A 26,254-nucleotide genomic window follows, 5' to 3' on the forward strand; every position below is an offset into this window, starting at 1 on the left:
GTCCAGCATAATGGACGGTGTACAGTTCGTCCATGCCCAGGACCCCGGGTCAGCGTGCCGGACTCACGTACGACGCCGTGCTCGCCGCGGCGCGGGACGTGTTCGCCGAGCGCGGACGGGCCGGTCTGTCGATGCGCTCGGTGGCCGCGCACCTCGGCGTCGCCCCCAACGCGCTCTACAGCCACGTCGCCGACAAGACCGCGCTCGTCGACGCCCTGCTCGACGACGTGCTCGGGAGCCTCGCTCCCCCGCCGGCCGATGCCGACCCGAGGACCGGGCTCCGCGAGGTCATGCTCGCGACGTTCGACCTGCTCGTCACCCACCCGGGTCTCGTGCCCACCTACCTGGAGCGCCAGGGTGCGCGCGGTCCCCGCGCCCGGGCGCTGGGCGAGGCGATGACCGTGCTGCTCGCGCGGCTCGGCGTCGACGAGGACGCGGCCGGGCGCGTGGTGCGCGCGCTGATCGTGCACACCCTCGGCTACGCGGCCCTGGCCACCGCCGACGACGCGAGCCTGACCCCCGACCAGCTCCGCGCCGACCTCGAGGTCACGCTCGACTGGCTGCTGGTTGGCGCTTCGCGCTCGTGAGCGCCTTCCCGGGCCCAGGCGCGGAGCTCCGCTCACGGGTGCGGTGCACGGCGGCGACGATCAGCACGACCAGGGACAGCACGGGCAGCGGCCCGGTGATGCCGACGCCCAGGACCGTCTCGGCGATCGGGGCGAGGACCGCGAGGGCGAACAGCCACCCCGGCGCCGAGCCCGGGCGCCGGGCGTTCGCGGCCCGGCGCGTCCTCCCGCCCGGCTTCGCCACCGAGAGCCAGACCTGCACGGCGAAGGCGCTCGCCATGAGCGTGGCCGCGGCGCCGAGCCCGGCGACGCCGGCGGCCCCCCCGCTCGTCACGGTGGTGACGGCCGCGTCCGTGCGCGGCGACAAGATGCCGATGCCGAGGTAGAGCTGGCCGGTCGTGAGCACCAACTTGATCGACACCCAGCGGTGCAGCCAGAAGCCCCAGCTCGTGGTGGCCGCCAGCAGGAGCCCCGTCGCCGTCGCGATGTTCGCGGAGTACACGAGCAGCGTGGTGTCCAGGAGCTTCGCCGACGTCACCGCACCGATCCGGACAGGAATCGACGCCGGCCCGATCGCCGTGAACAGCAGGACGGCCAGCGCCGCCGCCTGGCTCATCCAGCTCACCGACGACGCCAGGTGCAGCCACACGAGCAGCTGTCGCCACGTCCGAGCCGACATCGCCGTCCTCCTGTCTACCAAGTGGAAGACAGCATGCCGAGGACACGCTCGCCTGTCAACCAGGTGGTAGACAGGCGCGGGTCGAGTGCGTGGCGTGACGGACGTCCACCGTCTGCGGCGCCACGCCGCTGACATCTGCGCGCCGCCGTTCAGACGCTGAGCAGCGAGACCAACTGGTCGACGCCGGCGGTGGCGAGGCCGTCCGGCAGGGGTGCGCGGGTCTGGGCGCCGAGGCAGAACTCCATGAGCAGGCCGGCCGTGGCGTCGGGGTCGAGGTCGGCCCGCAGCTCCCCCGCCGCCTGCCCCCGCGCCACGAGCGCGACGAGGTATCCCCGCCACCGGTCCATGTACCGCCCGAGGGGGGCGACGACCTCGTCGGCGTCGCCGTGGCGCAGGAGCTCCAGCATGGCGGCCGTGCGCGCGTCGTCGTCGTAGCCCGCGACCACGCCGAGCAGGACCCCGCGCAGCTCGTCGCGGGCCGTCGTCGCGGTCGAGCGCTCGACCAGCGGGACGGCGATGCCCTCGTAGATCAGGTCCTGGAGCACCGCGGCGACGAGGTCGGCCTTCGTCGGGAAGTAGTAGTGCAGGGTCGCGTGACTGACGCCGACCGCGCGTGCCACCGCCCGGACGCGCAGCGCCGGGAGGCCGTCGCGGGCGATCGTGGCCGTCGCCACCCGCACGATCTCCGCGCGGTGGTCGCCGCCCCCGGTCGCCGCCATGGCTGCTTCGTGCGCTGTGCGCCTGGACGCGTCAGCGCAACCGCGCCCCGTGGCGCTCGGCGGCGGTCTCGACGGCGGCGTCGCGGCGGGCGGACGCCTCCTCGAGGGTCAGCGTGCGGTCCGGGGCGCGCAGGCGCAGGGCGAAGGCGAGCGAGCGGTTCCCCTCGCCCACCTGCGGGCCCGTGTACACGTCGAAGAGCCGGACGTCCTCGACGAGGTCGCCGCCGCCGTCGCGCAGGGCCGTGACCACCGCGGCGGACGGGACGGCCGCGTCGAGCACGAGCGCGACGTCGAGCAGCACCGGCGGGAACGGCGACACCGCAGGCGACGGGCGCGCCTCGACGAGCGGGAGCCGGTCGAGCTCGAGCTCCATCGCGCAGGTGCGCGCGGGCAGCCCGAGGGTCTCGAGCACCTTCGGGTGCAGCTCGCCCGCGTGGCCCACGAGGGTGCCGTCGGGCAGGTGCAGCGCCGCGCAACGACCGGGGTGCCAGGGTGCGTGCCGGTCCGAGGTCACGGTCAGCTCCGCGCCGTACACCTGGCCGACCAGGCGCGCCGCCTCGATCGCGTCCGCCCAGTCCGCGGGGCGCCCGGGGCCCCACCAGCCGGCCCGGTCCCACGCCCCGGCGAGCACCGCGCCGACCCGCAGCGGCTGGGCGGGCAGGCCCTCGAGCACGGTCGCGAACGCCGCGTCGTCGGGCCGGGCGTCCACCGGCAGCACCGGGGCCTCGGTCGGGCCGTCGGCGTCGGGGCGCACGACCTGGCCGATCTGGTAGAGCGCGAGGTCCCGCAGGCCGCGCGAGACGTTGCGGACCACGGCGTCGAGCAGCCCGGGCAGCAGGGTCGTGGCCATGAGGGCGCGGTCGGCGTCGAGCGGGTTCGCCAGGCGCAGCGCGCGGCGGCGCGGATCGTCGGCGTCGAGACCCAGCGCGTCGAACACCGACGGCGCGACGAACGGCGACGGCAGCACCTCGTCGTACCCGGCGTCGGCCAGCGCCCGCGACAGCTGGCGACGGCGGCGCTGCCCGAGCGTCAGCCCGGTGCCGGGGCGCGCGGCCGGCAGCTCCGAGGGGATGCCCTCGTAGCCCTCGAGGCGCAGGACCTCCTCGACGAGGTCGGCGGGCCGGGTGAGGTCGGGGCGCCAGGTCGGCGGGGTGGCGCGCACGCCGGCCTCGCCGCTGCCCCCCGGGTCGGCGCCCGCGACCTCGACCGCGCAGCCGATCTGGCTGAGCCTGCGCACCACCGCGCCGCGCTCGTAGCGGGTGCCGGCCACGCGGTCGGGCAGGTCGAGGGCCATGAGCACGGGCGCGGGCGCCGGCACCCCACCCTCGTCGGTGACCCCGGGCGACACCGTGGCGCCGCCGTAGTTCGCGAGCAGCCAGGCGGCGCGGTCGGCGGCGGCCCGGGCGACCCCGGGGTCGACCTCGCGCTCGAAGCGGCGGGCCGCCTCGCTGGGCAGGCGGTGGCGTCGCGCGGCGCGGGCCACCGACGGCGCGTCCCAGGTCGCGGCCTCGAGCAGGACGTCGGCGGTCTCCGGCCCGACCTCCGTGCTCGCGCCGCCCATGATCCCGGCGAGCCCGATCGGGCCGGAGTCGTCGGTGACGAGGACGTCGTCGGGGTCGAGCGCGCGCTGGGCGTCGTCGAGCGTGGTGATCTTCTCATCGGCGCCGGCGCGGCGGACCACGATGTCGCCGCTGAGCTTCGTCGCGTCGTAGGCGTGCATGGGCTGGCCGAGCTCGAGCATCACGTAGTTGGTGACGTCGACGGCCAGCGAGATCGGGCGCACGCCGCACAGCAGCAATCGACGGCGCAGCCACCACGGCGACGGGGCGGTGGGGTCGAGGTCGGTGACCCGGCGGGCGACGAAGCGACGGCAGCCGGACGCGGGGTCCAGGGTCACCGGCCAGGCGACGCCGTCGGGGGTCGGCAGCTCGAACCCCAGGAGGGCCGGGTCGCCGTAGGGCGCGTCGAGGGCGCACGCGAGCTCGCGGGCGACTCCGCGCACCGAGAGCGCGTAGCCGCGGTCGGGCGTCACGGCGATGTCGAGGACCGCGTCGTCCAGCCCCAGCAGCGTCGCGCCGTCGTCGCCGGGGTCGGCGGTGCCGGGCGGGAGCACGAGGATGCCGCTGTGGTCGTCACCGAGGCCCAGCTCGTCGAGCGCGCAGATCATGCCGTCGGAGACGTGCCCGTACGTCTTCCGGGCCGCGATCGCGAAGTCGCCGGGCAGCACGGCGCCGGGCAGCGCGGCCACGACGAGGTCGCCCTCGACGAAGTTGGTGGCCCCGCAGACGATGCCGCGGGTGCCCGCTCCGTCACCCTCGCTGTCGTTGTGCTCGGGCCCCACGTCGACCCGGCAGTAGCGGATCGGCTTCTTGAACTCCGTGAGCTCCTCGATCGACGCGACGCGGCCGACGACCAGCGGCCCCGTGGTGGCGGGGATCGGGAGGACGTCCTCGACCTCGAGCCCGACCCGGATCAGCGCCTCGCCGACGGCCTCGGCCGTCAGCGGTGCACCGTCCGGGGGCAGCTGGACGTGCTCGAGGAGCCAGGAGACGGGGACGCGCACTTCGGTCAGGACCTTCCGTGGGTGGGGGTGGCGGAGCGGCGAGGGCTCAGGATTCAGCCACGATCACGGTTCAACCGCGAAGGCCGAGGTGAACCGCACGTCGCCCTCGACCATGTCCCGCATGTCGGGCAGGCCGTTGCGGAACTGCAGGGTGCGCTCGAGACCCATGCCGAACGCGAACCCCGAGTACTTCTCGGCGTCGACGCCGCAGGCGCGCAGGACGTTCGGGTCGACCATGCCGCAGCCGCCCCATTCTACCCAGCCGGCGCCGCCGCGCTTCTCCGGGAACCAGACGTCGACCTCGGCCGACGGCTCGGTGAACGGGAAGTACGACGGGCGCAGGCGCGTCACCGACTCCGGACCGAACATGGCCTGGGCGAACGCGTCGAGCGTGCCCTTGAGGTGGGCCATCGTGATGCCCTCGTCGACGGCCAGCCCCTCGACCTGGTGGAACACCGGGGTGTGGGTGGCGTCCAGCTCGTCGGTGCGGAACGTCCGGCCGGGGCAGACGACGTAGACGGGCAGGTCGCGCGCGAGCAGCGTGCGGATCTGCACCGGCGAGGTGTGGGTGCGCAGCACCTGGCGGGCCTCGGGCGGCTCGACGTGGAACGTGTCCTGCATCGTGCGCGCCGGGTGGTCGGGCAGGAAGTTCAACGCGTCGAAGTTCAGCCACTCCGACTCGACCTCGGGGCCCTCGGCCACCTCGTAGCCCATGCCGATGAAGATGTCGGCGACCCGCTCCGAGATCTGGGTCAACGGGTGCCGGCTGCCGCGCGCGTGCCGGTCGCCGGGCAGGGTGACGTCGACGGCCTCCTCGGCCAGCACCCGCTCGTCGCGCTCGGTGGAGAGCACCGCGTGGCGCTGGTCGTACTCGGTCTGGATCGCCTGCCGGACCTCGTTGACGCGCTTGCCCGACTCCGAGCGCGCCTGCGGGGGCAGCGCCCCGATCTCGCGGCGCGCGGTGAGCACCGGCGACCGGTCACCGAGGTGCGCGGGCTTGAGCGCCGTCAGCGCCTCGAGCGTCGTGGCGCCCGCGAAGGCCGCGCTCGCGTCGGCGCGCGCCGCATCGAGGGTCTCGGGGTCGAGCGCCGCGACCTGCTTGGGGTCGTAGAGGTCGTTGGTGCCGGACATCGAGGTGGTCTCGCTCCTGCCGCTCTCGGGTGCGTGGCGATGGTATCGGAGCAGGTCGAACGCGTTGGCCACCTGTCAGCTGTGATGGACCCGCGCGGAGGCGTAGAGGCACACCGCGGCGGCGGTGGCGAGGTTGAGGCTCTCCGCCCGGCCGTGGATCGGGACACGGACGCGACGGTCCGCCCGGCGGGCGGTGGCGTCGTCGAGCCCGTGGGCCTCGCTGCCGAACAGCCAGGCCGTGGGGCCGGCGAGCAGGTCGTCGGCGGTCGCGTCGAGCACGGTGTCGCCGTCGCCCGCGGTGGCCAGCACGGTCAGGCCGCGGGCCCGCAGGGCGTCGAGCACCTCGTCGACGTCGCGGTGGGCCGCCACGGGAACGTGGAAGAGGCTGCCCATGCTCGCCCGGACGCACTTGCCGTTGTGCGGGTCGACGGCCTCGCCCGCGAGCACCACGGCATCGGCGCCGGCGGCGTCGCTGGTGCGCACGACCGTGCCGGCATTGCCGGGGTCGGCCACGCCGACCAGCACCGTGACCAGCCGCGGGTCGCCGGCGAGGGCCTCGCTCAGGCCGACGGTGACCGTGGAGCACACCGCGGCGACACCCTGGGGCGTGACGGTGTCGGAGAGGGCGGCCGCGGCCTTGTCGGTGACACGGGCGACCCGCACGCCGGCGGCCTCCGCCCGCTCACCGAGCTCCGGGTGACGGTCGGCCACCGCATCGGTGAGGAAGAGGTCGTGCACCCTGCGGTTCTCATGCCGGCCAGGGCCGTCCTGCGCCCAGGTCAGCGCGTCCCGCACGGGCCGGACGCCCTCGACGAGGAAACGCCCGGCCTCGACACGCGCCGCGCGCCGCAGCAGCTTGCGGGCTGCTACGACGCGCGGCGTGCGTTCGGTGAGGAGCTCGCTCAGGCGGCGTCCTCGTTCTTCGCCTTGTCGCCGGCGTTCTTGTCGGCCGGGACCGCTGCCCGGGCGACCTCGACCAGCGCGGTGAACGCGGCCGGGTCGGAGATGGCGATCTCCGAGAGGTTCTTGCGGTCGACCTCGACGCCCGCGAGCTTGAGGCCCTGCATGAACCGGTTGTAGGTCATGTCGTTGGAGCGGGCCGCCGCGTTGATGCGGGTGATCCACAGCTGCCGGAAGTCGCCCTTGCGCTGCTTGCGGTCGCGGTAGGCGTACGTCAGCGAGTGGAGCGTCTGCTCCTTGGCCTTGCGGTAGAGCCGGGAGCGCTGGCCGCGGTAGCCGCTGGCCATCTCCAGGGTGGTGCGACGCTTCTTCTGCGCGTTGACCGCGCGCTTCACGCGTGCCACGTGGTCCTGCCTTCGATCTGATCAGGGAGCGGAGGTGATCCGTCCGGGGTGGGTCGGCCGGGGCCGGGTGGGGCCGGGTGGGACTCGGAGGCCGGTGAGACTCAGCTGTTGCCGAGCATGCGCCGGATGCGCCCGGTGTCCTGCGGCGCGACCACGTCGTTGCCGGAGAGCTGGCGGGTCTTGTGGCTGGACTTCTTCTCCAGCAGGTGGCGCTTGCCCGCCCGCTCGCGCAGCAGCTTGCCGGTGCCGGTCACCTTGATGCGCTTCTTGGTGCCGCTGTGCGTCTTGTTCTTCGGCATGTCCTGTCCTTGCTCCTCGTGCGGATCGGGATGCTCCGGAGTCGATGGTCGAGCTCCGCTGCGCTCCGTCTCCTGCCGGGGTGGTCGACGCCTGCACCGTCGTTCTCAGGACGGTACGGACGCCCGGGATGCCGGCGGACGCCCACCCGGTGGTGGGTGCCGCCGGTCGTGCGGACCGCTCAGCTCGCCGGTTCGGGGGCCGGCTCCTGCGCGTCCTGGTGTGCTTCCTGGTTCGCGCGCGGCGCCTTCTGCGGCTTCTTGTTCGGCGCGAGCACCATGGTCATGTTGCGACCGTCCTGCTTCGGCGTCGCCTCGACGTAACCGAGCTCGCCGACGTCCTCGGCGAGACGCTGGAGGAGACGGAAGCCCAGCTCCGGGCGCGACTGCTCGCGGCCACGGAACATGATGGTGACCTTGACCTTGTGACCCTGCCCGAGGAAGCGGGTCACATGACCCTTCTTCGTCTCGTAGTCGTGCGGGTCGATCTTCGGCCGGAGCTTCTGCTCCTTGATCACCGTCTGCTGCTGGTTGCGCCGCGACTCGCGAGCCTTCTGCGCGCTCTCGTACTTGAACTTGCCGTAGTCCATGAGCTTGCAGACCGGCGGGCGGGCCTGGGCGGCCACCTCGACCAGGTCGAGGTCGGCCTCGCGGGCCAGGCGCAGGGCGTCCTCGATACGGACGATCCCGACCTGCTCCCCGTTGGGGCCGACCAGTCGCACCTCGGGAACGCGGATGCGCTCGTTGATGCGGGTCTCTGTGCTGATGAGCTCTCCTCGGGTCCGTGACACTGTCTCTGCGACCCTGGCGCGAGGAGCCCCGACGAACGTCGGGCCCCGCGCCACGTCAGGTGGCTGCAGGGCCCACGGTCGACCGATCCCGCGTCCGTCTTCAAGGACGCATCCACCCCGACACTCACGTGCCACGGTGGCGGACCGGAACCCGCTCACCTGTGCGGCGGACGGGTGGGAGCCGGGGCTCCACTTGCCGCTCGATGGACGCGGAACACCCACCGAGCTGGTCGCTCAGGCCACAACGTACCACTGCGCTGCGGTGTTCCCCGGCAGCGGGGGCGCAGCGCGGGTCAGCCGGCCTTCCGCGCGCGGGCACGGCGGACCGGCGCGACCTCGGGCGTGACGAGGTCGGCCAGGAACTGGCCGGTGTAGCTGCCCTCGACGGCCGCGACCTGCTCCGGGGTGCCCTGGGCGACGACGGTGCCGCCGTTGTTGCCGCCCTCGGGGCCCATGTCGACCACCCAGTCGCTGACCTTGATGACGTCGAGGTTGTGTTCGATGACGAGGACGGTGTTGCCCTTGTCGACCAGGCCGTTGATGACGCCGAGCAGCTTGCGGATGTCCTCGAAGTGCAGGCCCGTGGTCGGCTCGTCGAGGATGTAGATCGTCCGGCCCATCGACCGCTTCTGGAGCTCGGAGGCCAGCTTCACGCGCTGGGCCTCGCCGCCGGAGAGCGTCGGGGCCGGCTGCCCCAGCCGGACGTAGCCCAGCCCGACCTCGGTGAGCGTCTGCAGGTGCCGGTGGATCGCGCCGATGGGCTTGAAGAACTCGGCGGCCTCCTCGATCGGCATGTCGAGGACCTCGGCCACGTTCTTGCCCTTGTAGTGCACCTCGAGCGTCTCGCGGTTGTACCGCGCTCCCTTGCAGACCTCGCAGGGCACGTAGACGTCGGGCAGGAAGTTCATCTCGATCTTGATCGTGCCGTCGCCCGCGCACGCCTCGCAGCGCCCGCCCTTGACGTTGAACGAGAACCGCCCGGGCCCGTAGCCGCGCACCTTCGCCTCGTTGGTGGCGGCGAAGAGCTTGCGCATGTGATCCCACACGCCGGTGTAGGTCGCCGGGTTGGACCGCGGCGTGCGGCCGATCGGCGACTGGTCGACGCGCACCAGCTTGTCGAGGTGCTCGAGGCCGGTGACGCGGGTGTGCCGGCCCGGGACCTGGCGCGCCTTGTTGAGCTTGTTGGCCAGCACGGTGGCGAGGATGTCGTTGACCAGCGTCGACTTGCCCGACCCCGACACCCCGGTGATCGAGACGAGGCATCCGAGCGGGAACGCGACGTCGACGTCGTGCAGGTTGTGCTCGCGGGCGCCGACGACGCCGACCTGCCGCGTCCGGTCGATCGGGCGGCGGATCTCCGGGATCGGGATCTGCTCGCGGCGCGAGAGGTAGGCCCCGGTGAGCGACTCGGGGCACGTCTCGAGGCCCTCGACCGGGCCGGAGTAGACGACCCGCCCGCCGTGCTCGCCGGCGCCGGGGCCGATGTCGACCACCCAGTCCGAGGCGCGGACGGTGTCCTCGTCGTGCTCGACGACGATGAGGGTGTTGCCGAGGTCGCGCAGCCGCGACAACGTGTCGATCAGCCGGCGGTTGTCGCGCTGGTGGAGCCCGATCGACGGCTCGTCGAGGACGTAGAGCACCCCGACCAGGCCCGACCCGATCTGCGTGGCCAGCCGGATGCGCTGCGCCTCGCCACCGGACAGCGTCGCCGCCGCGCGGGCCAGCGACAGGTAGTCGAGCCCGACGTCGAGCAGGAAGCCCAGCCGGGCGTCGATCTCCTTGAGCACCGCACCCGCGATGACCTGCTCGCGCGGGCCGAGGACCAGGCCCTTCATGAACTCGGCGCAATCGGCCACCGAGAGCGCCGTGAGGTCGGCGATCGACCGGTCGCCCAGCGTCTCGTGCCGCAGCGTCACCGCGAGGATCTCGGGCTTGAGGCGCGTCCCCCCGCACGCCGGGCACGGCACGTCACGCATGTAGCCCTCGTAGCGCTCGCGGGCGCTGTCGGACTCGGCCTGGTCGAGCCGGCGCTCGAGGAACGGCACGACGCCCTCGAACGACGCGTAGTACGAGCGCTCCCGGCCGTAGCGGTTGCGGTAGCGCACGTGCACCTGGTCGTCCGAGCCGTGCAGCACGGCCTTCTGCACCCGCGCGGAGAGCTTGCGCCACGGCGCGTCCATGCGGAAGCCGACCTGCTCGGAGAGCGCGGTGAGCAGCCGGGTGAAGTACTCGGCGGACTGGCCGATGGCCCAGGGGGCGATGGCGCCGTCGGCGAGCGAGAGCTCGTCGTCGGGCACCAGCAGCTCCGGGTCGACCTCCTTCTTGATGCCCAGGCCCGTGCACGTGGTGCACGCGCCGTAGGGCGAGTTGAAGGAGAAGGCGCGGGGCTCGAGGTCGTCCACCTGGAGCTGGTGGCCGTTCGGGCAGGCCATCCGCTCGGAGAAGCGTCGCTCGCGGTCCGGGTCGTCCTCGGGGAGGTCGACGAACTCGAGGACGATGATGCCCTCGCCGAGACGCAGCCCGGTCTCGACCGAGTCGGTGAGGCGCTGCTTGGCGCTCGACTTCACCGACAGGCGGTCGACCACGACCGAGATGTCGTGCTTCTCCTGCTTCTTCAGCGTCGGTGGCTCGGCCAGCGGATGGACCGTGCCGTCGACCAGCACGCGGGAGTAGCCCTGCCCCTGGAGCTGGCTGAACAGGTCGACGTACTCGCCCTTGCGGCCGCGGATGACCGGGGCGAGCACCTGGAAGCGGCGGCCCGGCTCCATGTCGAGCACCTGGTCGACGATCTGCTGGGGCGTCTGCTTCGAGATGATCTCGCCGCAGGTGGGGCAGTGCGGCGTGCCGGCGCGCGCGTAGAGCAGGCGCAGGTAGTCGTAGACCTCGGTGATGGTGCCGACCGTCGAGCGCGGGTTGCGGCTCGTCGACTTCTGGTCGATCGACACGGCGGGCGAGAGGCCCTCGATGAAGTCGACGTCGGGCTTGTCCATCTGCCCGAGGAACTGCCGCGCGTAGGCCGACAGCGACTCGACGTACCGCCGCTGACCCTCGGCGAAGATCGTGTCGAAGGCCAGGCTGGACTTCCCGGACCCCGAGAGGCCGGTGAAGACGACGAGGCTGTCCCGCGGCAGGTCGAGATCGACGCCCGTGAGGTTGTGCTCACGGGCGCCTTGGACGACGAGACGATCGACCACGTGCAGGGCCTCCTGGTCTCCGGTGAGAGCGCGCCGAACGGGGACACGCGACATCGGCTGCCTCTCCCCCGGCGTTCTCCATGCTAAGAGCGACCCCCGACAACGGCCGCCGGTGGCCGGGTGGGCTCGGCCGGGCGGGGGCTCGGGGCGACGACCGGTCCGGTGTCGCCGGTGGGTCCGTACGGGTCAGGACGACGGGTAGCGCCGGGCGTACCAGGTGGGCGGTTCACCGAACAGATCCGCGAAATCGCGCGAGAGGTGCGCCTGGTCGGCGTACCCCAGCTCGGCGGCGAGGCCCGCCCAGTCGACCCGCGTGCCCGTCTCCAGCCGGTCGACGACCTCCTGCAGCCGGTACCGGCGGATGACCCACTTGGGACCCAACCCGACGTGCTCGGAGAACAGGCGCTGGAGGCTGCGCATTCCCAGCCCCGCCGCCGCGGCGAGCCGGTCGACCCGCGCGATCATGGGGTCGGCGGCGACCCGGGCGACGAGCTCGCGGGCCTCCCGCGCCGCAGGTCCGGGGCCGTCGGCGGGCAGGTGGGCGCGCAGCCAGTCGGCCATCGCGCCGGCCAGGACCGGCTCGCCGGCCAGTGCCGGAACCTCGGCGACCTCGACCTCGCGGTCGACGAGCGCGCTCACCGGCCCGTCCGCGAGCGCCCCGAACACACCGGGCCGGAAGGCCGCGCCCACCACGGAGCCGCGGCCCGCCAGCTCGCGCACCATGTGCCGGCTCCGTGGCCCGACGACGCGCGGCGGCCCCTCGTCGATGAGCGACACGTGCACCTGCGGCAACGGCACGATCTTCTGGGCGTAGGGCTCGGCGTACTCCCAGGACGCCGTCCACAGCCGCTCCACCCACGGGGCCAGCTCCGCATCCGGCTCCTGCACCGCGATCCGCTGGGCCGTGCGCCAGTGCCCGCCGAGCTCGCGGGGGTCCCGCTCGTCGGGTTGTCGCGTTCGTCCATGACCGGCCGCCGGCACGTCACTAGCGTCCCGTGCCGTGTTCCCCGACTTCACCCCCCGCCCGCACCTCGTCGCCGCCGCGGCCGCACCGCACGAAGCGCTCGTCGCCGCGGCCGCCGACCACCTCGACGCGCCCGTGCCCTGCGAGGGCTGGACCGTCCGCGACCTCGCCGAGCACATGCTCACCTGGACCCCGGTCCTCGCCGGCGCCGGCCGCGGGGCGCCGCCCGAGCCGGGCGCGCCGACGCTCGAGGGCGACTGGCCCGCCGTCCTCGGCAAGGACCGCGACGACCTCGTCGCGGTCTGGAGCGACCCGGGCTCCTGGCAGGGCACCACCACCATGACCAGCTCCGAGCTGCCGGCCGCGGTCGTCGGGACGATGACGTTCTGCGAGCTCGTGCTGCACGGCTGGGACCTCGCCCGCGGGCTCGGACGGACCGTGAGCTGGAACGACGCGCTGCTCGAGGAGGCCCACGACGCGCTCTCCCTGCTCACGCCGCTCGGGCGCCAGATGGGGGCCTTCGGCCCCGCCGTCGACGTCGCCCCCGACGCGCCGCTGCTCGACCGCGTCGTCGCCGTCGCGGGGCGCGACCCGTCCTGGCGTCCCTGACCTCCCCGGCGGGGCAGGATGGTGGTCATGAGCGACATCGACCCCGCGGACCTGGCGCGGTTGCGGTCGCGGGCGTGGAGCCAGGACGCCGCCGGGGCCCGCGCGGAGTGCGCCGCCGACCGCAGGGGCCACCTCGCCGTGGTGGTCACCGCCGGTGAACCGCCCCGATGCGAGCACTGCGGCGAGACGCTGAGCCCGGACGCGCTGCGGAAGGCGGGCTACAAGCCCGAGCGGTCCTGACCGCCACGATCCCGTCGGCACTATCCTTCCGGGCGTGGACCTCCTCGACCAGTACACCGGCCATGTCGAGCCCGCCGGCCCCGCCGCGCGCCGCGACCTCCAGGACGTCTCGATCACCAAGGTGTCGGTCGGGCCGATGGACAACAACGCCTACGTCCTGGTCGACAAGGCCACCGGGCAGGCGCTGCTGATCGACGCGGCGAACGAGACCGACCGGCTGCTCGACACCGTCGACACGGTCGCCTCCCGGGACACGCTCTCCGCCCTCGCGACGACCCACAAGCACTGGGACCACATCCAGTCGCTCGAGGACGTCGTCGGCGCCGTGCACCCGAGCACCTACGCGCACGAGAAGGACGCCCCGGAGCTGCCCGTCACCCCGGACCACACGGTCGGCGACGACGACACCGTGTCCTTCGGCAACTCGTTCGTCGAGATCATCCACCTCGACGGCCACACGCCCGGTTCGATCGCGCTGCTCTACCGCGACCCGGCCGGCAGCGCCCACCTCTTCACCGGCGACTCGCTGTTCCCCGGCGGCCACGGCAAGACGGCGACCCTGGAGCACCACGAGTCGCTGATGAACGACCTCGAGCACAAGGTGTTCGGCCGCCTCGACGACGACACCCACGTCTACCCGGGCCACGGCGACGACACGACCCTCGGCGCCGAGCGCCCGCACCTCCCGGAGTGGCGCGAGCGGGGCTGGTGAGCGGGCTACTCCCGCTCGACCCTCCGGAGCCCGTGCGCGGGTGTCCACCACTCGACGACGAGGCGCGTGGCCCGCTCGTCGAGGTGGGTGTGGACGACCTCGTCGATGTCGGCGTGGAACAGGTCGCCCTCCGGGCCCTCGGTGATCGCCCCGGCGAGGAGGGCCCGGCCGGCGATCTTGGCCTCGCCCGGCCACTGCGCCTCGGCACCCTCGACGGGGTCGACCGTGGCGCTGTGGAGGGCGAACCGCGGGTCCCGCCGCAGGTCCGCGCCCTTGCGCGCGCCGGGCATGGAGCCGAAGGTCAGCCGGCCGTCCTCGAAGACCGTCTCGATCCCCGAGATCCGCGGCGACCCGTCGGCCCGCAGCGTGGCGAGGGTCTTGTGCTTGTGGGCGTCGAACAGCGCGCGGACCCGCTGCGCGAACTGCGGCGCCGCCTCTTCGACGTCGTGCCAGGCCACCATGCGCCGAGGATCGCACCGGGCACCGACACCGCGGAACGCGCCGAGGTGGACGGCGACCCCCACTCGTTCGGCGTATCGGCTCGCTGACGTTCCGTAGATCTGCTCCGATCGTCCGCGGACAGGTCGAGCACAACCATCGGGGGACGTCCATGTCGACGCAGGAGAGCTCGCCGCCGAGGGGGCGGACACGGATCGTCGTCGGGGTGCTGGCCGCGCTCCTCGTGGTGATCGTCGTCCTCGCCGTGCTCGTGCTGACCGGGGTCACCCGGGGCCTGTTCGCCAAGGACATCACCCGCACGGTCCGCAACGACGTCGACGCGAGCGGCCTGGTCGCGGCGCTCGTGTCGTACCCGGACTCGTTCCGCGGCGGCACGCTCGCGGGGGGCCGGGCCGAGCTCGGCGTGCAGATCGACCAGGTGGCGCTGCGCGGCGGCGACCCCGTGGCGCAGCCGGCGACGATCGTCCTGCGCACCTACAGCTGCCCGGGCGCCGACGGCAAGCCGGCCGCGACGCGTCTGACGATCGAGGGCGCGGACGCCGAGCACCTCGCGCCGCGACCTGCCTCCGCCGGCGGCGGTGTGGCGCTGAGCGGCGCCTTCGAGGTCGTCTCGGTCGCCCCGATGGCGCCGGGTGCCGCGCCGGAGTGCCGCATCGATCTCGCCGCACGCTGACCGAACCGTGACGCGGGAACGGTTCCCGCGCCGCACCCCGGCAGGCCACGCTCGGGTCGTCAGGGTCGACGACTTGTGGGAGCGACGATGCGCGAAGACATCTCTTTCGACGCCGAGGGCGCGACGCTGCGCGGGTGGTTCTACGCACCCGACGCCGCGGACGCGAACGGTGGCCACCCCTGCGTGGTGATGGCGCACGGCTTCTCGGCGGTCAAGGAGCAGCACCTCGACGACTACGCCGAGGTCTTCGCCGCCGCGGGCCTCGCGTGCGTGGTCTACGACAACCGCGGGTTCGGCGCCTCCGACGCCGCGCCCGGCAAGCCGCGCCAGGAGATCGACCCCTGGGAGCAGATCCGCGACTACCAGCACGCAGTCACCTACGCGCAGAGCCGTGACGACGTCGACGCCGACCGGATCGGCGCCTGGGGGTCGAGCTACTCGGGCGGGCACGTCTACGTGCTCGGCGCCATCGACCGGCGCGTCAAGGCGGTGTCGGGGCAGGCCCCGCTGGTCTCGGGCCGTCGGGGCTTCGAGTCGCTGGTGCGCATCGACGCATGGGGGCCGACCTGGGAGGCGTTCGCCGCCGACCGGCTCGAGCGCGCCCGGGGCGGCGAGCCGGCGATGATGCCGGTGGTCACCGAGGACCCGACGGCGCCGGCAGCCCTGCCGACCCCCGACTCCTACGAGTGGTTCACCCGCACCCAGCGCGACCGTGCGCCGTCGTGGCGGAACGAGGTGACGCTGCGGTCGGTCGAGCTGCTGCAGGGCTACGAGCCGCGGGCGTTCCTCCCGCTGATCTCCCCGACGCCGGTGCAGATGGTGGTGACGCCGAACGACCGGCTCATCGCCGGCGAGCTCGCCGCCGCGGCCTACGAGACCGCGGTCCACCCGAAGAAGATCGTGCTCGCCCCGGGCGGGCACTTCGACGCCTACACAGGACGGGGCTTCGAGATCAGCTCCGCCGCCGCCCGCGACTGGTTCGTCGAGCACCTGCACGTCGGCAAGACCGGGTAGGCGACCCGAGGGCCTAGGACCACGACCACCCCGACCAGCGGGTGACCTCGACGATGATCGCCGGCCCCTCGGGCGGCTCGTCGCGGTGCTGGGGGTAGCGGGCACCGAGCGCCTCGCGGGCCCGTGCGAGTACCGCCTCGTCGTCCGTGACCGTCGCGACGCCGTCGGCGCGCACCCACCACAGGGTGCTCCAGTCGTCGTCGTAGTGGTCGGCGAGCAGCGAGACGGCCGGGTGGTCGGCGATGTTGCGCAAGCGCTTGAGCGCGCGGTGGCGCTTGGGCTTGGCGTCGACGGCGATGAGGACGGTGTCGACCTCGACCGCGAACACGACGGGCACGAGGTGGGGCTGCCCGTCCCCCGCGACCGTGGCCAGACGCGCGACGCGCGCCGCGGCGAACCGGCGGCGCGCGTCGTCGACCTCGAGCGTGGGCACGGGTCAGATCAGCTTCGCGAGCCCGTCGAGCTCCGTGAGCACGGTGTCGCGGTCGGACGGGTTCACCGCGTAGATCACGCGGTCCATGCCGACGCGGCGGTAGGCGTCGAGGGCCTCGGACGAGGTCTCGGCCGCGAACAGCGACATGGGGATGCGCCCGCGCCCGGCGTCGGCGGCGCGCTGCTGCAGCGCGTTCGCCCGCTGCTCGAACTCGTCGATGTTGTCGGGACCGACGCGCTGGGGCAGCCAGGCGTCGCCGAAGTCGAGGATGCGGTCCTCGGTGGTCGGCCCCATGCCACCGACGTAGACCGGCGGGTGCGGGTCCTGGGCGGGCTTCGGCCAGGCCCAGCTGCGCTGGAAGTCCACGAACTCGCCGTGGAACTCCGCCTCCTCCTTCGTCCACAGCTCCTTCATGGCCTTGATCTGCTCGGCCATGCGGCGCATGCGGGTCTTGGGGTTGGTGCCGTGGTCGGCCATCTCCTCGCGGTTCCAGCCCCCGCCGACGCCGAAGAGGAAACGCCCGCCGGAGAGGTGGTCGAGGCTCGCGACCTCCTTGGCCGTGTGGATCGGGTCGCGCTCGATCACCAGGCAGATGCCGGTGGCGAGCTTCAGCGTCGTCGTCGCACACGCCGCCGCGGTGAGGGCGACGAACGGGTCGTAGGTGTGGATGTACATGCGCGGGAGGTCGCCCCCGCCCGGGTAGGGCGACTCGCGACTCACCGGGATGTGGCTGTGCTCGGGGAACCAGAGCGAGTCGAAGCCCCGGTCCTCCACCTCCTTGGCGAGCGTGGCGGGGTCGATCGCGTCGTGCGTCGGGAACATCAAGATGCCGTGGTCCACGTCGTGCTGATTATCCCGCGCCGAGGGACGGCACACTGGTCGGCGATGGAATCCACGCGCGTCGACCGCTGGCTGTGGGCGGTGCGGCTGACCAAGACCCGGGCCGACGCGGCCGAGGCCTGCCGCGGCGGGCACGTGCGCGTCAACGACACCCCGGCCAAGCCCGCGACGGCCGTGAAACCGGGCGACACGATCCGCACGCGGGTCTACGAGATCCCGCGCATCGTCGAGGTCACGAAGGTCATCGAGAAGCGCGTCGGTGCCCCGGTGGCCGTGACCTGCTACGTCGACCACACGCCGCCGCCCCCGCCGCCCGAGGAACGGCCCGCGCCGGTCGCGGTGCGCGACCGCGGCGCGGGCCGTCCGACCAAGCGGGACCGCCGGCTCATCGACGCCCTGCGGGAGGACGCCCTGCGGGAGGGCGCCGACCCCGACGGGCTGTGAGCGCGGACTACAGCGTGGCCGAGAACGACTTCGTGGTCAGACCCCGGCCGCCGATCCAGGGTTCGAAGCCGGCCTGGACGCTCGTCATGTACCACTCGGGCTTCGCGACGCCGCGGCGCTGGGCGTCGGCGACGAACTGGTCGAGCGGGAGGTCGGTGACCTCGAGCGTCGGCTGCTGGCGCACGTAGCTGATCGTCGGCAGGTCGATCGCGCCGAGCCAGACGTCCCACATGGTGCCACCGATGCTGACCTCGGCCTTCTTCTCGCCGATCGGCTGCACGCGGGGTGTGTTCTTCAGCCAGATCATGAGCTCGAGGCCGGTGGGACGGCCGTCGCGCCGCGGCGTCGGGTCCATCCAGAGGTCGTAGGAGACGTTGTAGTCGCCGGTCGGCGGCACGGCGACCGACCAGGACGAGCGCAGTCCGGCGAGCTGCGAGACCGGCTTCGGGAACGGGCTGTCCTTCGTGCAGTTGCCGTAGTTGCAGCCCCAGACCATCGACGGGTACGCGGCGGGCTCGTTCTCCTTGTGGTGGTCGGCCGGGTCGACCACGAAGCCGGTGTCGAACGCCGTGATGCACTGCGGGGTGTCGGCACCCCAGACGTCGTTCTGGACCTCGTAGCGCCCGCCGGCCACCGGCGTCGACCCGAACTTGTCGCACACCCGCACCCCGTCGACGCGGGGCGTGGTGGCCAGGGCCGGGCTCCCACCCAGCAGCACCGAGAGCACGGCCAGGAGCGCCACGATCATCCCGCTCGTCGCCCGTCGTCGACCGTTCATCCGCCGCCATCCTCGCTGCTCGACCGTTCGTCGCGCCTGAAGCTACGTTCGTCGAGGTCTTCGAGGCAGTCTCGTCCCCCGTCCGAACGGGTGGTCCTTCCCCCACACGAACCTCAGTAGAGCACTCAGACACCGTTCCGGGTGAGCGCGAAGGCGTCGGTGGACAGGCCCTCGCCGCCGATCCAGGGCTCGAAGCCGGCCTGGACGTTGGTGAGGAACCAGGACGGCTCGACCACGCCGCGCCGGGTGGCGTCGGTGATGAAGTCGCTGATCGGGAGGTCGAGGACGGTGGTGGTCGACTCCTCGCGGACGTAGGAGATCACCGGCAGGCCCTCGTTCTCGCCCTGCCAGATCTCCCAGCGCGCGTCGCCGATCTCGACGTCGGCGCGCTTCGAGCCGATCGGCTGGACGCGGTCGGTGCGGTCCAGCCAGATCATCAGCTCGGCGCCGGTGTTGGCGCCGTCGCGGCGCGCGGTCGGGTCGAGCCAGACGTCGTAGGCGACGTTGTAGTCGCCGCGGCGCGGGACGGTGACCGCCCAGCTGGAGCGCACGTCCCCGAGATCGGCCAGCGGACGCGGGAACGGCGCGTCGCGGGTGCAGGTCCCGTAGTTGCAGCCGACGACGATCGACGGGTAGGCGGCCGGCCCGGAGTCCTTGTCGTGGCTCGCCTGCACCGAGAAGCCGGTGTCGAACGCGGTGGTGCACTGCGGGGTCGTCGCGCCCCAGGCGTTGTTCTGCACCTCGTAGCGCCCGCCGGCCACGGGCACCGACTGGAACTTCCCGCAGATCCGTCGACCCTCGCGCGAGCCCTCCGGAGGCAGGGGCGCGAGCGGTCCGCCGTTGACGATCGGGGCCCCGGCGGTCGGCGGGGGCGGTGTCCCCTGGGTCTCCCCGCCCGCCCCGCCACAGCCGGCGAGGACGAGTGCCAGCACCGCCACTGCGGCGGCGAGCAGCCGCCGGGCATCACCCATACGGGGGGAGGCTAACGAGGACGATCCGGACACCTCCCGGGGGTGGGGACGCGCCGGGCGAGCACGTCGTCGAGCCCGGCGCCGTGGGCCTCGAGGGCGGCGACGACGTCGGGGGGCGGATCCGCACCGGTGATCACCGCGACGGCCAGGACGGCGGCCGCCGGCGCGGTCTCGATGCCCGAGCCGCCCTGACCCGCGAACAGGTGCAGGCCGGGGTGCGCGGGGCGGTCGCCGATCACCAGGGCGCGGTCCGGGGCGAACGTGCGCAGTCCCGTCCAGCTGGTGACCACCGAGCGCAGGCCCAGCGTCGTCACGTCGTTGACGGCCTCGAGGGCGCGGGCGACGTCGAGCTCCTCGGGGCGGGGATCGCCCGGCTCGGCGGGGGTCTCCTCGGACGGAGAGACCAGCAGGTACTCGCCCTCCGGCTTGGCGTACCAGCGCTCGCCCACGGAGACGGCGAACGGGTCGTCACGGCGGACCGGCGCACCGTCGGGCACCCGGGCGATGGCGATCGTGCGCCGCAGCGGGCGCAGGCCGATCGGCGCGGTGCCGGCGAGCGTGAGCAACCGGTCGGTCCAGGCACCGGCGGCGAGCACGACCGTGTCGGTGTCGACGGTGTCGATGTCGGTGTCGTCCCCGATCCCGACGCGCCAGCCGGTCGCCGACGGGTGCAGCGCCGTGACCGGGGCCCCGGTCCGGATCTCCCCGCCGCGGGCCCGCAGGGTGCGGCGGTAGTGCTCGTGCAGGCCCAGCGGGTCGGCGTCCTGGGCGTCCTCGACCACGCCCGCCGCCCGCACGCGGTCCGCCCGCAGCGCCGGCCAGCGCCGGACGGCCTCGGCGACGGTGAGCTCGTCGACGGTGCCGAGCGTCAGGATCTCCTCGCGCAGCGTCCGCTCCTCGTCGTCGTCCTGAGCGATGTGCAGGACCGCGCGTGGCCGCAGGAACGGGTGGCCGGCCTCCTCGGCCAGGGCGGCGAAGCGGTCGCGCGAGGCGGCGACGAGCGCGCGGGCGGGCGCCGCGCCGTGACCCGGGATGTAGCTCGCGGCGGAGCGGCCCGTCGTGTGCCGGGCGAGCTCGCGCTCGCCCTCGACGAGCAGCACGTCACGGTCGCGCGCGAGCTCCGCGGCGACCGACATCCCGGCGATCCCGCCGCCGACGACGACCACACCCATGTGCGCGATCTTCCCGGCTGTCGCCGGGAACTTCACTCACGTACGGAGGTCGAGGCCCAGATCGAGGACCGGCGCGGAGTGGGTGAGCGCGCCGACGGCGAGATAGTCGACGCCCGCGGCGGCGTGGGCGGCGGCGGTGTCGAGGGTCAGGCCGCCGGAGACCTCCAGGCCCGTGCCCGGCGCGCGGGCGTCGCGACGCACCACGGCCTCCGAGGTCTGCGCGGGCGTGAAGTTGTCGAGCAGGACCAGCTCGACACCGAGTCCGAGGACCTCGTCGAGTTGCGCGAACGAGTCGACCTCCACCTCGCACGGCAGGTCCGGCGCCGCGGCGCGGGCGGCGGCGAGCGCCGCGGTCACCGACCCCGCGGCGGCGACGTGGTTGTCCTTGATCAGGACCGCGTCGCCGAGCGACATCCGGTGGTTCACGCCGCCGCCGCAGCGCACGGCGTACTTCTGCAGCGCCCGCAGCCCCGGGACGGTCTTGCGGGTGTCGCGGATGCGGGCGCGGGTGCCCTCGACGGCGTCGACCCACGCCGCGGTGGCCGTCGCGACCCCGGAGAGCTGGCCGAGCAGGTTGAGCGCGGTGCGCTCGGCGGTCAGCAGGGTGCGCAGCGGCGCGCGGACGGCGAGGGCGACGTCGCCGGGGGCCAGCCGGTCGCCGTCGGCGCGGCCGTCGAGAATCTCGAGATCGGGCCCGCAGACCCGCTCGAGCACCCGCACGGCCACCCCGACGCCGGCGAGCGTGCCCGCCGGGCGGGTGCGGAACTCCCCCACCGCCACGGCGCCCTCGGGCACGCACGCCTCGGTCGTGGCGTCCGGCCCGTCGCGCAGGTCCTCGTCGAGGGCGCGCGCGACCACCGCGTCGACGTCGGCGGCGTCGAGCGTGTCGGGCAGGGTCAGGGTCAGGGTCAGGGTCAGGGTCAGGGTCGCGGGCAGGGGCAGGGTCATGCCACACCTCCGTGGCGGGCGTCGGTGGTCCCGACGTGCAGCCGTCCGTCGGGGTCGAGCGCGACGGTGCTCGAGGCGCGCTGCCAGTGGTCGTCGGTGGCCGGGTGGTCGGTGCGGACGTGGCAGCCCCGTGTCTCGGTGCGCGACCCGGCCGCGGCGAGCAGGGCGTGCGCGGCGAGGGTCAGGGCGGCGTCCTCGGTCTCGGCGCGGGTCACCGGCAGCCGGAGGGTGCTGGCGGCCTCGACGGCGTCCGAGGCGGCGGCGAGCCCGGCGGCGTCGCGCCCGATCCCGGCGCTGCGGGTCAGCGCGGCCCGGAGCACGGCGCGGTCGGCCACGGGCACGGGCCGGGCGTGGGTCTCCGTGGGCTCGGCGAGCCGCCGCGGGCCGGCGAGCGCCCGCGCGACGTCGTCGGCCGCGCGGCGTCCCACGACGAGGCCCTCGAGCAGGCTGTTCGAGGCGAGCCGGTTGGCCCCGTGCAGGCCGGTGCGCGCGACCTCCCCCGCCGCCCAGAGCCCCGGCACCCCGGTGCGCCCGTGGGTGTCGGTGACGACGCCGCCGCACGAGTAGTGCGCGGCGGGCCGCACGGGGACCGGGTCGCGGGCGAGGTCGACGCCGATCGCCGCGCACGAGGCGGCGACCGTCGGGAAGCGCGCGACGACGTCCGGCACGCCCGTGGCGTCGAGCCAGACGTGGTCGACGCCGAGCGCCGCGATCCGCCGCGTGATCGCCGTGGCGACGACGTCGCGCGGGGCGAGGTCGCCGAGCGGGTGCACGCCGGCCGTGACCGAGGCGCCGGTCGTGTCGCGCAGCACCGCTCCCTCCCCGCGCAGGGCCTCGGTGACGAGCGGGGCGCGGCCCGGCCGTCCCCGCCCCGTGAACAGCGCCGTCGGGTGGAACTGGACGAACTCGACGTCGGCCAGCGTGGCGCCGGCACGCAGGGCGAGCGCCCAGCCGTCGGCGGTGGCCACGTCGGGGTTGGTCGTCGTCTCGTAGAGCCCGCCGACGCCGCCGGTCGCGAGCAGGACCGCGGGCGCCGCCAGCCGTCCCGCGCGCCCGTCCGCGTCGCGGACCTCCAGGCCCTGCACGGAGCCGTCGGGGCCGGTGAGCACCGACGACGCGGCGTGGCCGGCGAGCACGGTGAGCCCGGCGCGGTCACCGGCGGCCAGCAGCGCGCGCTCCACCTCGGCCCCGGTCGCGTCCCCGCCGGCGTGCACGACGCGCAGCGCCGAGTGCCCGCCCTCGCGGGTGCGGGCGAGGCGCGCGGCGGGGCCGTCGAAGACCGCGCCCTCGGCGCGCAGCCCCGTCACGGCCCGGGGGCCCGCGGCGAGGATCTCCGCGGCGGCACGGGCGTCGACCAGCCCGCCGCCGGCGGCGAGCGTGTCGGCGAGGTGGGCGTCGACGGAGTCGCCCGCCACATCACCGAGCACCACCGCGATCCCGCCCTGGGCCCAGCGCGTGCTCCCGGCGTCCGGGACGTCCTTGGTGACGACGAGGACGCGCAGGCCGCGGCGCCGCGCCGCGAGCGCCGCGGTCAGCCCGGCGACCCCGGAGCCGACGACGACGAGGTCGGCGGTGGTCTCCCACTCCCCCGCGCTCACTCCCCGCCTCCGGGCCGCCCGATCTCGATCATCCGCCGGACGGCGCCGCGGGCGCGCTCGGCCGTCTCGAGGTCGACGTGCACCTCGTCGCGCCCCTCGCGCAGCGCCCTCGTCAGCGCCCCCGGCGTGATCATCTTCATGTAACCGCAGGAGGCGCGGTCGTTGACCGCGCGGAAGGCGACGTCGGGGTTGGCGCGGCGCAGCTGGTGGAGCATGCCGACCTCGGTGGCGACGAGGACGCTGCGCTTGGTGGTGTTCTTCGCGGCGTCGAGCATCCCGCCGGTGGACAGGATGTGGACCTGGTCGGCGGGGACGGCGCCCGCGCCGGCGAGGTAGAGCGCGCTGGTCGCGCAGCCGCACTCGGGGTGCACGAACAGGTCGGCCTCCGGGTCGGCCTGGGCCTGCGCGGTGAGCTCGGCGCCGTTGATCCCGGCGTGGACGTGGCACTCGCCGGCCCAGATGTGCAGGTTCCGCCGGCCGGTGATGCGCTTGACGTGGGCGCCGAGGAACTGGTCGGGCAGGAAGAGGATCTCGCGGTCCTCGGGGATCGAGGCCACCACCTCGACGGCGTTCGACGACGTGCAGCAGACGTCGGTCTCGGCCTTCACCGCCGCCGTCGTGTTGACGTAGCTGACGACGACCGCACCCGGGTGCTCGCTCTTCCACTCGCGGAGCTCGTCGGCGCTGATCGAGTCGGCGAGGCTGCAGCCGGCGCGCGCGTCGGGGATGAGCACGGTCTTGTCCGGCGCGAGGATCTTGGCGGTCTCGGCCATGAAGTGGACGCCGCAGAAGACGATCGTGCTCGCGTCGCTCGCGGCGGCGATCCGGCTCAGGGCCAGCGAGTCTCCGGTGTGGTCGGCGACGTCCTGGATCTCGGGGCGCTGGTAGTTGTGTGCGAGCACCACGGCGTCGCGCTCCCGCGCGAGCCTGCGGATCTCGTCGTCCCATCCCGGTCCGGCGGTCAGCGGCCCGACGAGGTCCGTGGCAGCGGTGACGGTCATCGCCGTCTCCTCCCCCGGCGGCCCCTCGGCGTCGAGGGCGGCCGGTCTCGGTGGTTTTCGCCTCGTGGTCGAAAACATGCTCGACCGTACCCGCCACCCCGAGCCCCGCGCCAGCACCCGTCACGGGCAGTGGCGCGAACCACGTCCCGGCGCGCGAGGATGCGGCTTTCCGCGCGATGAGTGTCAGCGAGGCCGCAGGGCTTGCACGGCCTACGATCACTCTCCGTGGAGACCGGAGGCGAGCAGGGCACCTACGCCCACGACGTGCTCGCGGTCGTCCTGCGCATCACGGGGTCGGTGCCCAGCGTGCTGCTCTGGCAGCGGGCCCGGGAGCCGCACGCCGGCCGGTGGGCGCTGCCCGGGGGGCGTCTGGGGCCCGACGAGGACGTCGAGGCCTCGGTGCGCCGCCACCTCGCCGAGAAGGTCGACCTCGCCGAGGTCGCCCACGTCGAGCAGCTCGGGGTGTTCTCCGACCCCCACCGCGGCCCGCCGCCCCGCCGTGTCGCCACCGCGTTCCTCGGCCTCGTGCCCTCCGACGCCGACCCGGCCGTCCCCCACGACACCGCCTGGCACCCGGTGGACGCGCTGCCGGAGACGGCGTTCGACCACGGGGCGATCACCCGGGACGGCGTCGACCGGCTGCGCGCCAAGCTGTCCTACACGAACATCGGCTTCGCGCTCGCCCCCGACGCCTTCACGGTCTCGGAGCTGCGCGACCTCTACGCCGCCGCCCTCGGGCACCGCGTCTCGGCGACCAACCTGCACCGCGTCCTGACCCGCCGCGGCGTCCTGGTGCCCACCGGCGAGACCGCGCCGCCGGGCCCGAGCGGCGGGCGCCCGGCGGCGATGTACCGGTTCTCCGAGCACGAGCTGCGCGTGACCGACCCCTTCGCCGCGCTCCGGCCCCCCGGGCATGCCGTATGACGCCACCCGGCGGCGAGCCCTGCGGGGTCGTAGCGTGGTCGCCGTGGTCGAGACGCTGCCCCTGTTCCCGCTGGGAACCGTGCTGCTTCCCGGCGCCTCGCTGCCACTGCACGTCTTCGAACCCCGCTACCGCCAGCTCACGATCGACCTGGTGACCGGGACGATCCCGGGCAAGCAGTTCGGGGTCGTCGCGGTGCGGGACGGCTGGAGTCCCGACGACGGCCGCGAGGGCCTGCACGACGTGGGCTGCACGGCGTCGCTGCGCGAGGTGCGGCGCCTGCCCGACGGGCGCTTCGACCTGCAGACCACCGGCGACCGGCGCTTCCGCCTCGTCGACGTCGACGACTCCACGGCGCCCTACCTCGTCGCCAACGTCGAGTGGCTCCCCGACGACGAGGGCGACTCCCCCACCGACCTCGCGCCGTTCGCGATGGCCGCCCGCGCCGCGCACCGCCGCTACTGCACCACCGCCTGGCGCCAGCAGGGCGGCGGGGACGGCGAGATGCCCGCCGACCTCACCGACGAGGGGGCGACCGACGTCGCCGACCCCGAGCTCGCCCACATCCTCGCCGGCGACTGCCTCCTGCCGCTCTCCGACCGCCAGGAGCTGCTCGAGGAGACCTGCCCGATGCAGCGCCTGCAGCTGATCCGGCGTTCGATGACCCGCGAGGCGGTCCTGCTCGCCGAGCTGCGCGCGGTGTGGGCGCCGAGCGCCAAGTTCGCGGTCGAGCACAGCCCGAACTGAGGGCCGGCCGCTCGTGACCCTTCCCGTGCCGGGCCTCGAGTTCCTCGCCCACGTCGAGGTCGAGCTCGGCGAGCTGCTCGACCTCGGCGTCACCGATGCCGGTCACCGGCGCATCGTCCCGATCGTCGGGGGCACCGTGACCGGCGAGCGCTTCTCGGGCGTCGTCCTGCCCGGCGGCGCCGACTGGCAGGTCGTCCACGACGACGGCGCCGTCACCATCGACACCCGCTACACGCTGCGCGCCGACGACGGCGCCCTCGTCCACATCCGCACCGGCGGGGTCCGCTCCGGACCCCGCAGGGTGCTCGACGCCCTGGGGCGCGGTGAGGACGTCGATCCATCGGCGTACTACTTCCGCGTCACGGCGACGTTCGAGACCGCGGCGCCGCAGTACCGCTGGATGACCCGGGTCCTCACGGTCGCCGTGGCCCGCCGGCAGGCGTCGGCCGTCGTCTACGACGCCTACACCGTCACCTGAGGCGGGAG

29 protein-coding genes are annotated in these 26,254 nt (G+C 74.1%); 10 read left to right on the forward strand and 19 right to left on the reverse strand.

Features of this window, described 5'->3' with window-relative positions; all coding sequences use genetic code 11:
* Positions 1-32 precede the first annotated feature (32 nt).
* Positions 33-587 (forward strand): TetR/AcrR family transcriptional regulator, encoded by a 555-nt coding sequence (locus tag PH189_RS17540; protein WP_274190109.1) that lies wholly within the window; start codon positions 33-35, stop codon positions 585-587.
* On the opposite strand, the gene PH189_RS17545 is transcribed toward PH189_RS17540, so the two are convergent.
* The 10 genes from PH189_RS17545 to PH189_RS17590 form a co-directional block, all read right to left on the reverse strand.
* Positions 547-1,245 carry a hypothetical protein gene (locus PH189_RS17545; RefSeq protein ID WP_274190110.1) on the reverse strand — a complete coding sequence of 233 codons (699 nt, stop codon included), beginning with the start codon at positions 1,243-1,245 and terminating at the stop codon, positions 547-549. The genes PH189_RS17540 and PH189_RS17545 overlap by 41 nt on opposite strands.
* A 149-nt stretch (positions 1,246-1,394) precedes the next feature.
* Positions 1,395-1,964, reverse strand: coding sequence for a TetR/AcrR family transcriptional regulator (locus PH189_RS17550; protein ID WP_274190111.1), 570 nt, complete (start codon positions 1,962-1,964; stop codon positions 1,395-1,397).
* A gap of 31 nt (positions 1,965-1,995) precedes the next feature.
* Positions 1,996-4,527, reverse strand: a complete 2,532-nt coding sequence (gene pheT, locus PH189_RS17555) for a phenylalanine--tRNA ligase subunit beta (protein WP_274190112.1) — start codon at positions 4,525-4,527, stop codon at positions 1,996-1,998.
* Between the two features lie 63 nt (positions 4,528-4,590).
* Positions 4,591-5,658: a phenylalanine--tRNA ligase subunit alpha gene (gene pheS / locus PH189_RS17560; RefSeq protein ID WP_274190113.1), complete on the reverse strand. Its 1,068-nt coding sequence runs from the start codon at positions 5,656-5,658 to the stop codon at positions 4,591-4,593.
* A 75-nt stretch (positions 5,659-5,733) separates the two neighbouring features.
* Entirely contained in the window at positions 5,734-6,564 is an 831-nt protein-coding gene (locus PH189_RS17565; protein WP_274190328.1) for a TrmH family RNA methyltransferase, read from the reverse strand.
* The gene (gene rplT / locus PH189_RS17570) at positions 6,561-6,962 is read right to left on the reverse strand and encodes a 50S ribosomal protein L20 (protein WP_274190114.1); all 402 of its coding nucleotides are present in this window, start codon (positions 6,960-6,962) and stop codon (positions 6,561-6,563) included. The genes PH189_RS17565 and rplT overlap by 4 nt, the downstream gene beginning before the upstream one ends.
* A 101-nt stretch (positions 6,963-7,063) precedes the next feature.
* A complete protein-coding gene (gene rpmI, locus PH189_RS17575; protein ID WP_274190115.1) occupies positions 7,064-7,261 on the reverse strand; it encodes a 50S ribosomal protein L35 in 198 nt (65 codons plus the stop codon).
* 179 nt (positions 7,262-7,440) lie between these two features.
* Positions 7,441-8,049, reverse strand: a complete 609-nt coding sequence (gene infC, locus PH189_RS17580; protein WP_274190116.1) for a translation initiation factor IF-3 — start codon at positions 8,047-8,049, stop codon at positions 7,441-7,443.
* 293 nt (positions 8,050-8,342) lie between these two features.
* Positions 8,343-11,243, reverse strand: a complete 2,901-nt coding sequence (gene uvrA / locus PH189_RS17585) for an excinuclease ABC subunit UvrA (protein WP_274190117.1) — start codon at positions 11,241-11,243, stop codon at positions 8,343-8,345.
* A gap of 186 nt (positions 11,244-11,429) precedes the next feature.
* Complete coding sequence (locus PH189_RS17590; protein WP_274190118.1) at positions 11,430-12,224, reverse strand: helix-turn-helix domain-containing protein; 795 nt, start codon at positions 12,222-12,224, stop codon at positions 11,430-11,432.
* A gap of 19 nt (positions 12,225-12,243) precedes the next feature.
* On the opposite strand from PH189_RS17590, the gene PH189_RS17595 reads away from it, so the two are divergent.
* Genes PH189_RS17595 through PH189_RS17605 form a run of 3 tightly spaced genes read left to right on the forward strand, consistent with a single transcriptional unit; the run spans position 12,244 to position 13,768 of the window.
* Positions 12,244-12,816 (forward strand): TIGR03086 family metal-binding protein, encoded by a 573-nt coding sequence (locus PH189_RS17595; protein WP_274190119.1) that lies wholly within the window; start codon positions 12,244-12,246, stop codon positions 12,814-12,816.
* A gap of 27 nt (positions 12,817-12,843) precedes the next feature.
* A complete protein-coding gene (locus tag PH189_RS17600; protein WP_274190120.1) occupies positions 12,844-13,056 on the forward strand; it encodes a hypothetical protein in 213 nt (70 codons plus the stop codon).
* A 34-nt stretch (positions 13,057-13,090) separates the two neighbouring features.
* On the forward strand, positions 13,091-13,768 hold the full coding sequence (locus PH189_RS17605; protein WP_274190121.1) for an MBL fold metallo-hydrolase: 678 nt from the start codon (positions 13,091-13,093) through the stop codon (positions 13,766-13,768).
* Between the two features lie 5 nt (positions 13,769-13,773).
* Here PH189_RS17605 and PH189_RS17610 read toward each other — a convergent pair whose 3' ends face one another.
* A complete protein-coding gene (locus tag PH189_RS17610; protein WP_274190122.1) occupies positions 13,774-14,229 on the reverse strand; it encodes a pyridoxamine 5'-phosphate oxidase family protein in 456 nt (151 codons plus the stop codon).
* A 149-nt stretch (positions 14,230-14,378) separates the two neighbouring features.
* Here PH189_RS17610 and PH189_RS17615 point away from each other — a divergent pair, with 149 nt between their 5' ends.
* Together PH189_RS17615 and PH189_RS17620 are read left to right on the forward strand one after the other, a co-directional pair.
* Positions 14,379-14,900 carry a hypothetical protein gene (locus PH189_RS17615; protein WP_274190123.1) on the forward strand — a complete coding sequence of 174 codons (522 nt, stop codon included), beginning with the start codon at positions 14,379-14,381 and terminating at the stop codon, positions 14,898-14,900.
* An 87-nt stretch (positions 14,901-14,987) separates the two neighbouring features.
* Positions 14,988-15,914: an alpha/beta hydrolase gene (locus tag PH189_RS17620; RefSeq protein ID WP_274190124.1), complete on the forward strand. Its 927-nt coding sequence runs from the start codon at positions 14,988-14,990 to the stop codon at positions 15,912-15,914.
* A gap of 13 nt (positions 15,915-15,927) precedes the next feature.
* Here the strand turns inward: PH189_RS17620 and PH189_RS17625 are convergent, their stop codons facing one another.
* Both PH189_RS17625 and PH189_RS17630 read right to left on the reverse strand, forming a co-directional pair.
* Positions 15,928-16,347 carry a TIGR03668 family PPOX class F420-dependent oxidoreductase gene (locus PH189_RS17625; protein ID WP_274190125.1) on the reverse strand — a complete coding sequence of 140 codons (420 nt, stop codon included), beginning with the start codon at positions 16,345-16,347 and terminating at the stop codon, positions 15,928-15,930.
* Between the two features lie 3 nt (positions 16,348-16,350).
* A complete protein-coding gene (locus tag PH189_RS17630; protein WP_274190126.1) occupies positions 16,351-17,187 on the reverse strand; it encodes an LLM class F420-dependent oxidoreductase in 837 nt (278 codons plus the stop codon).
* A gap of 45 nt (positions 17,188-17,232) precedes the next feature.
* Between PH189_RS17630 and PH189_RS17635 the strand changes: the two genes are divergently transcribed.
* Positions 17,233-17,631, forward strand: a complete 399-nt coding sequence (locus tag PH189_RS17635; protein ID WP_274190127.1) for an RNA-binding S4 domain-containing protein — start codon at positions 17,233-17,235, stop codon at positions 17,629-17,631.
* A gap of 7 nt (positions 17,632-17,638) precedes the next feature.
* Here the strand turns inward: PH189_RS17635 and PH189_RS17640 are convergent, their stop codons facing one another.
* From PH189_RS17640 to nadA, 6 genes are all read right to left on the reverse strand, one after another.
* The gene (locus tag PH189_RS17640) at positions 17,639-18,409 is read right to left on the reverse strand and encodes a GH12 family glycosyl hydrolase domain-containing protein (protein ID WP_274190128.1); all 771 of its coding nucleotides are present in this window, start codon (positions 18,407-18,409) and stop codon (positions 17,639-17,641) included.
* 125 nt (positions 18,410-18,534) lie between these two features.
* A complete protein-coding gene (locus tag PH189_RS17645; RefSeq protein ID WP_274190129.1) occupies positions 18,535-19,380 on the reverse strand; it encodes a GH12 family glycosyl hydrolase domain-containing protein in 846 nt (281 codons plus the stop codon).
* Positions 19,381-19,391: 11 nt separating this feature from the next.
* Positions 19,392-20,588: an NAD(P)/FAD-dependent oxidoreductase gene (locus PH189_RS17650; RefSeq protein ID WP_274190130.1), complete on the reverse strand. Its 1,197-nt coding sequence runs from the start codon at positions 20,586-20,588 to the stop codon at positions 19,392-19,394.
* Complete coding sequence (nadC, locus tag PH189_RS17655) at positions 20,589-21,500, reverse strand: carboxylating nicotinate-nucleotide diphosphorylase (protein WP_274190131.1); 912 nt, start codon at positions 21,498-21,500, stop codon at positions 20,589-20,591.
* Positions 21,497-23,098: an L-aspartate oxidase gene (locus tag PH189_RS17660; RefSeq protein ID WP_274190132.1), complete on the reverse strand. Its 1,602-nt coding sequence runs from the start codon at positions 23,096-23,098 to the stop codon at positions 21,497-21,499. Before PH189_RS17660 ends, nadC begins: the two co-directional genes overlap by 4 nt.
* On the reverse strand, positions 23,095-24,099 hold the full coding sequence (gene nadA, locus PH189_RS17665; RefSeq protein WP_274190133.1) for a quinolinate synthase NadA: 1,005 nt from the start codon (positions 24,097-24,099) through the stop codon (positions 23,095-23,097). Before nadA ends, PH189_RS17660 begins: the two co-directional genes overlap by 4 nt.
* A gap of 225 nt (positions 24,100-24,324) precedes the next feature.
* On the opposite strand from nadA, the gene PH189_RS17670 reads away from it, so the two are divergent.
* Genes PH189_RS17670 through PH189_RS17680 form a run of 3 tightly spaced genes read left to right on the forward strand, consistent with a single transcriptional unit; the run spans position 24,325 to position 26,246 of the window.
* Positions 24,325-25,023: an NUDIX hydrolase gene (locus PH189_RS17670; protein WP_274190134.1), complete on the forward strand. Its 699-nt coding sequence runs from the start codon at positions 24,325-24,327 to the stop codon at positions 25,021-25,023.
* Between the two features lie 43 nt (positions 25,024-25,066).
* Positions 25,067-25,768 (forward strand): LON peptidase substrate-binding domain-containing protein, encoded by a 702-nt coding sequence (locus PH189_RS17675; protein ID WP_274190135.1) that lies wholly within the window; start codon positions 25,067-25,069, stop codon positions 25,766-25,768.
* Between the two features lie 13 nt (positions 25,769-25,781).
* Positions 25,782-26,246, forward strand: coding sequence for a DUF3237 domain-containing protein (locus PH189_RS17680; RefSeq protein WP_274190136.1), 465 nt, complete (start codon positions 25,782-25,784; stop codon positions 26,244-26,246).
* Positions 26,247-26,254: the final 8 nt, after the last annotated feature.

The organism is Actinomycetospora chibensis, assembly GCF_028737215.1.
In the GTDB taxonomy this organism is placed as follows: Bacteria; Actinomycetota; Actinomycetes; order Mycobacteriales; family Pseudonocardiaceae; genus Actinomycetospora; species Actinomycetospora chibensis.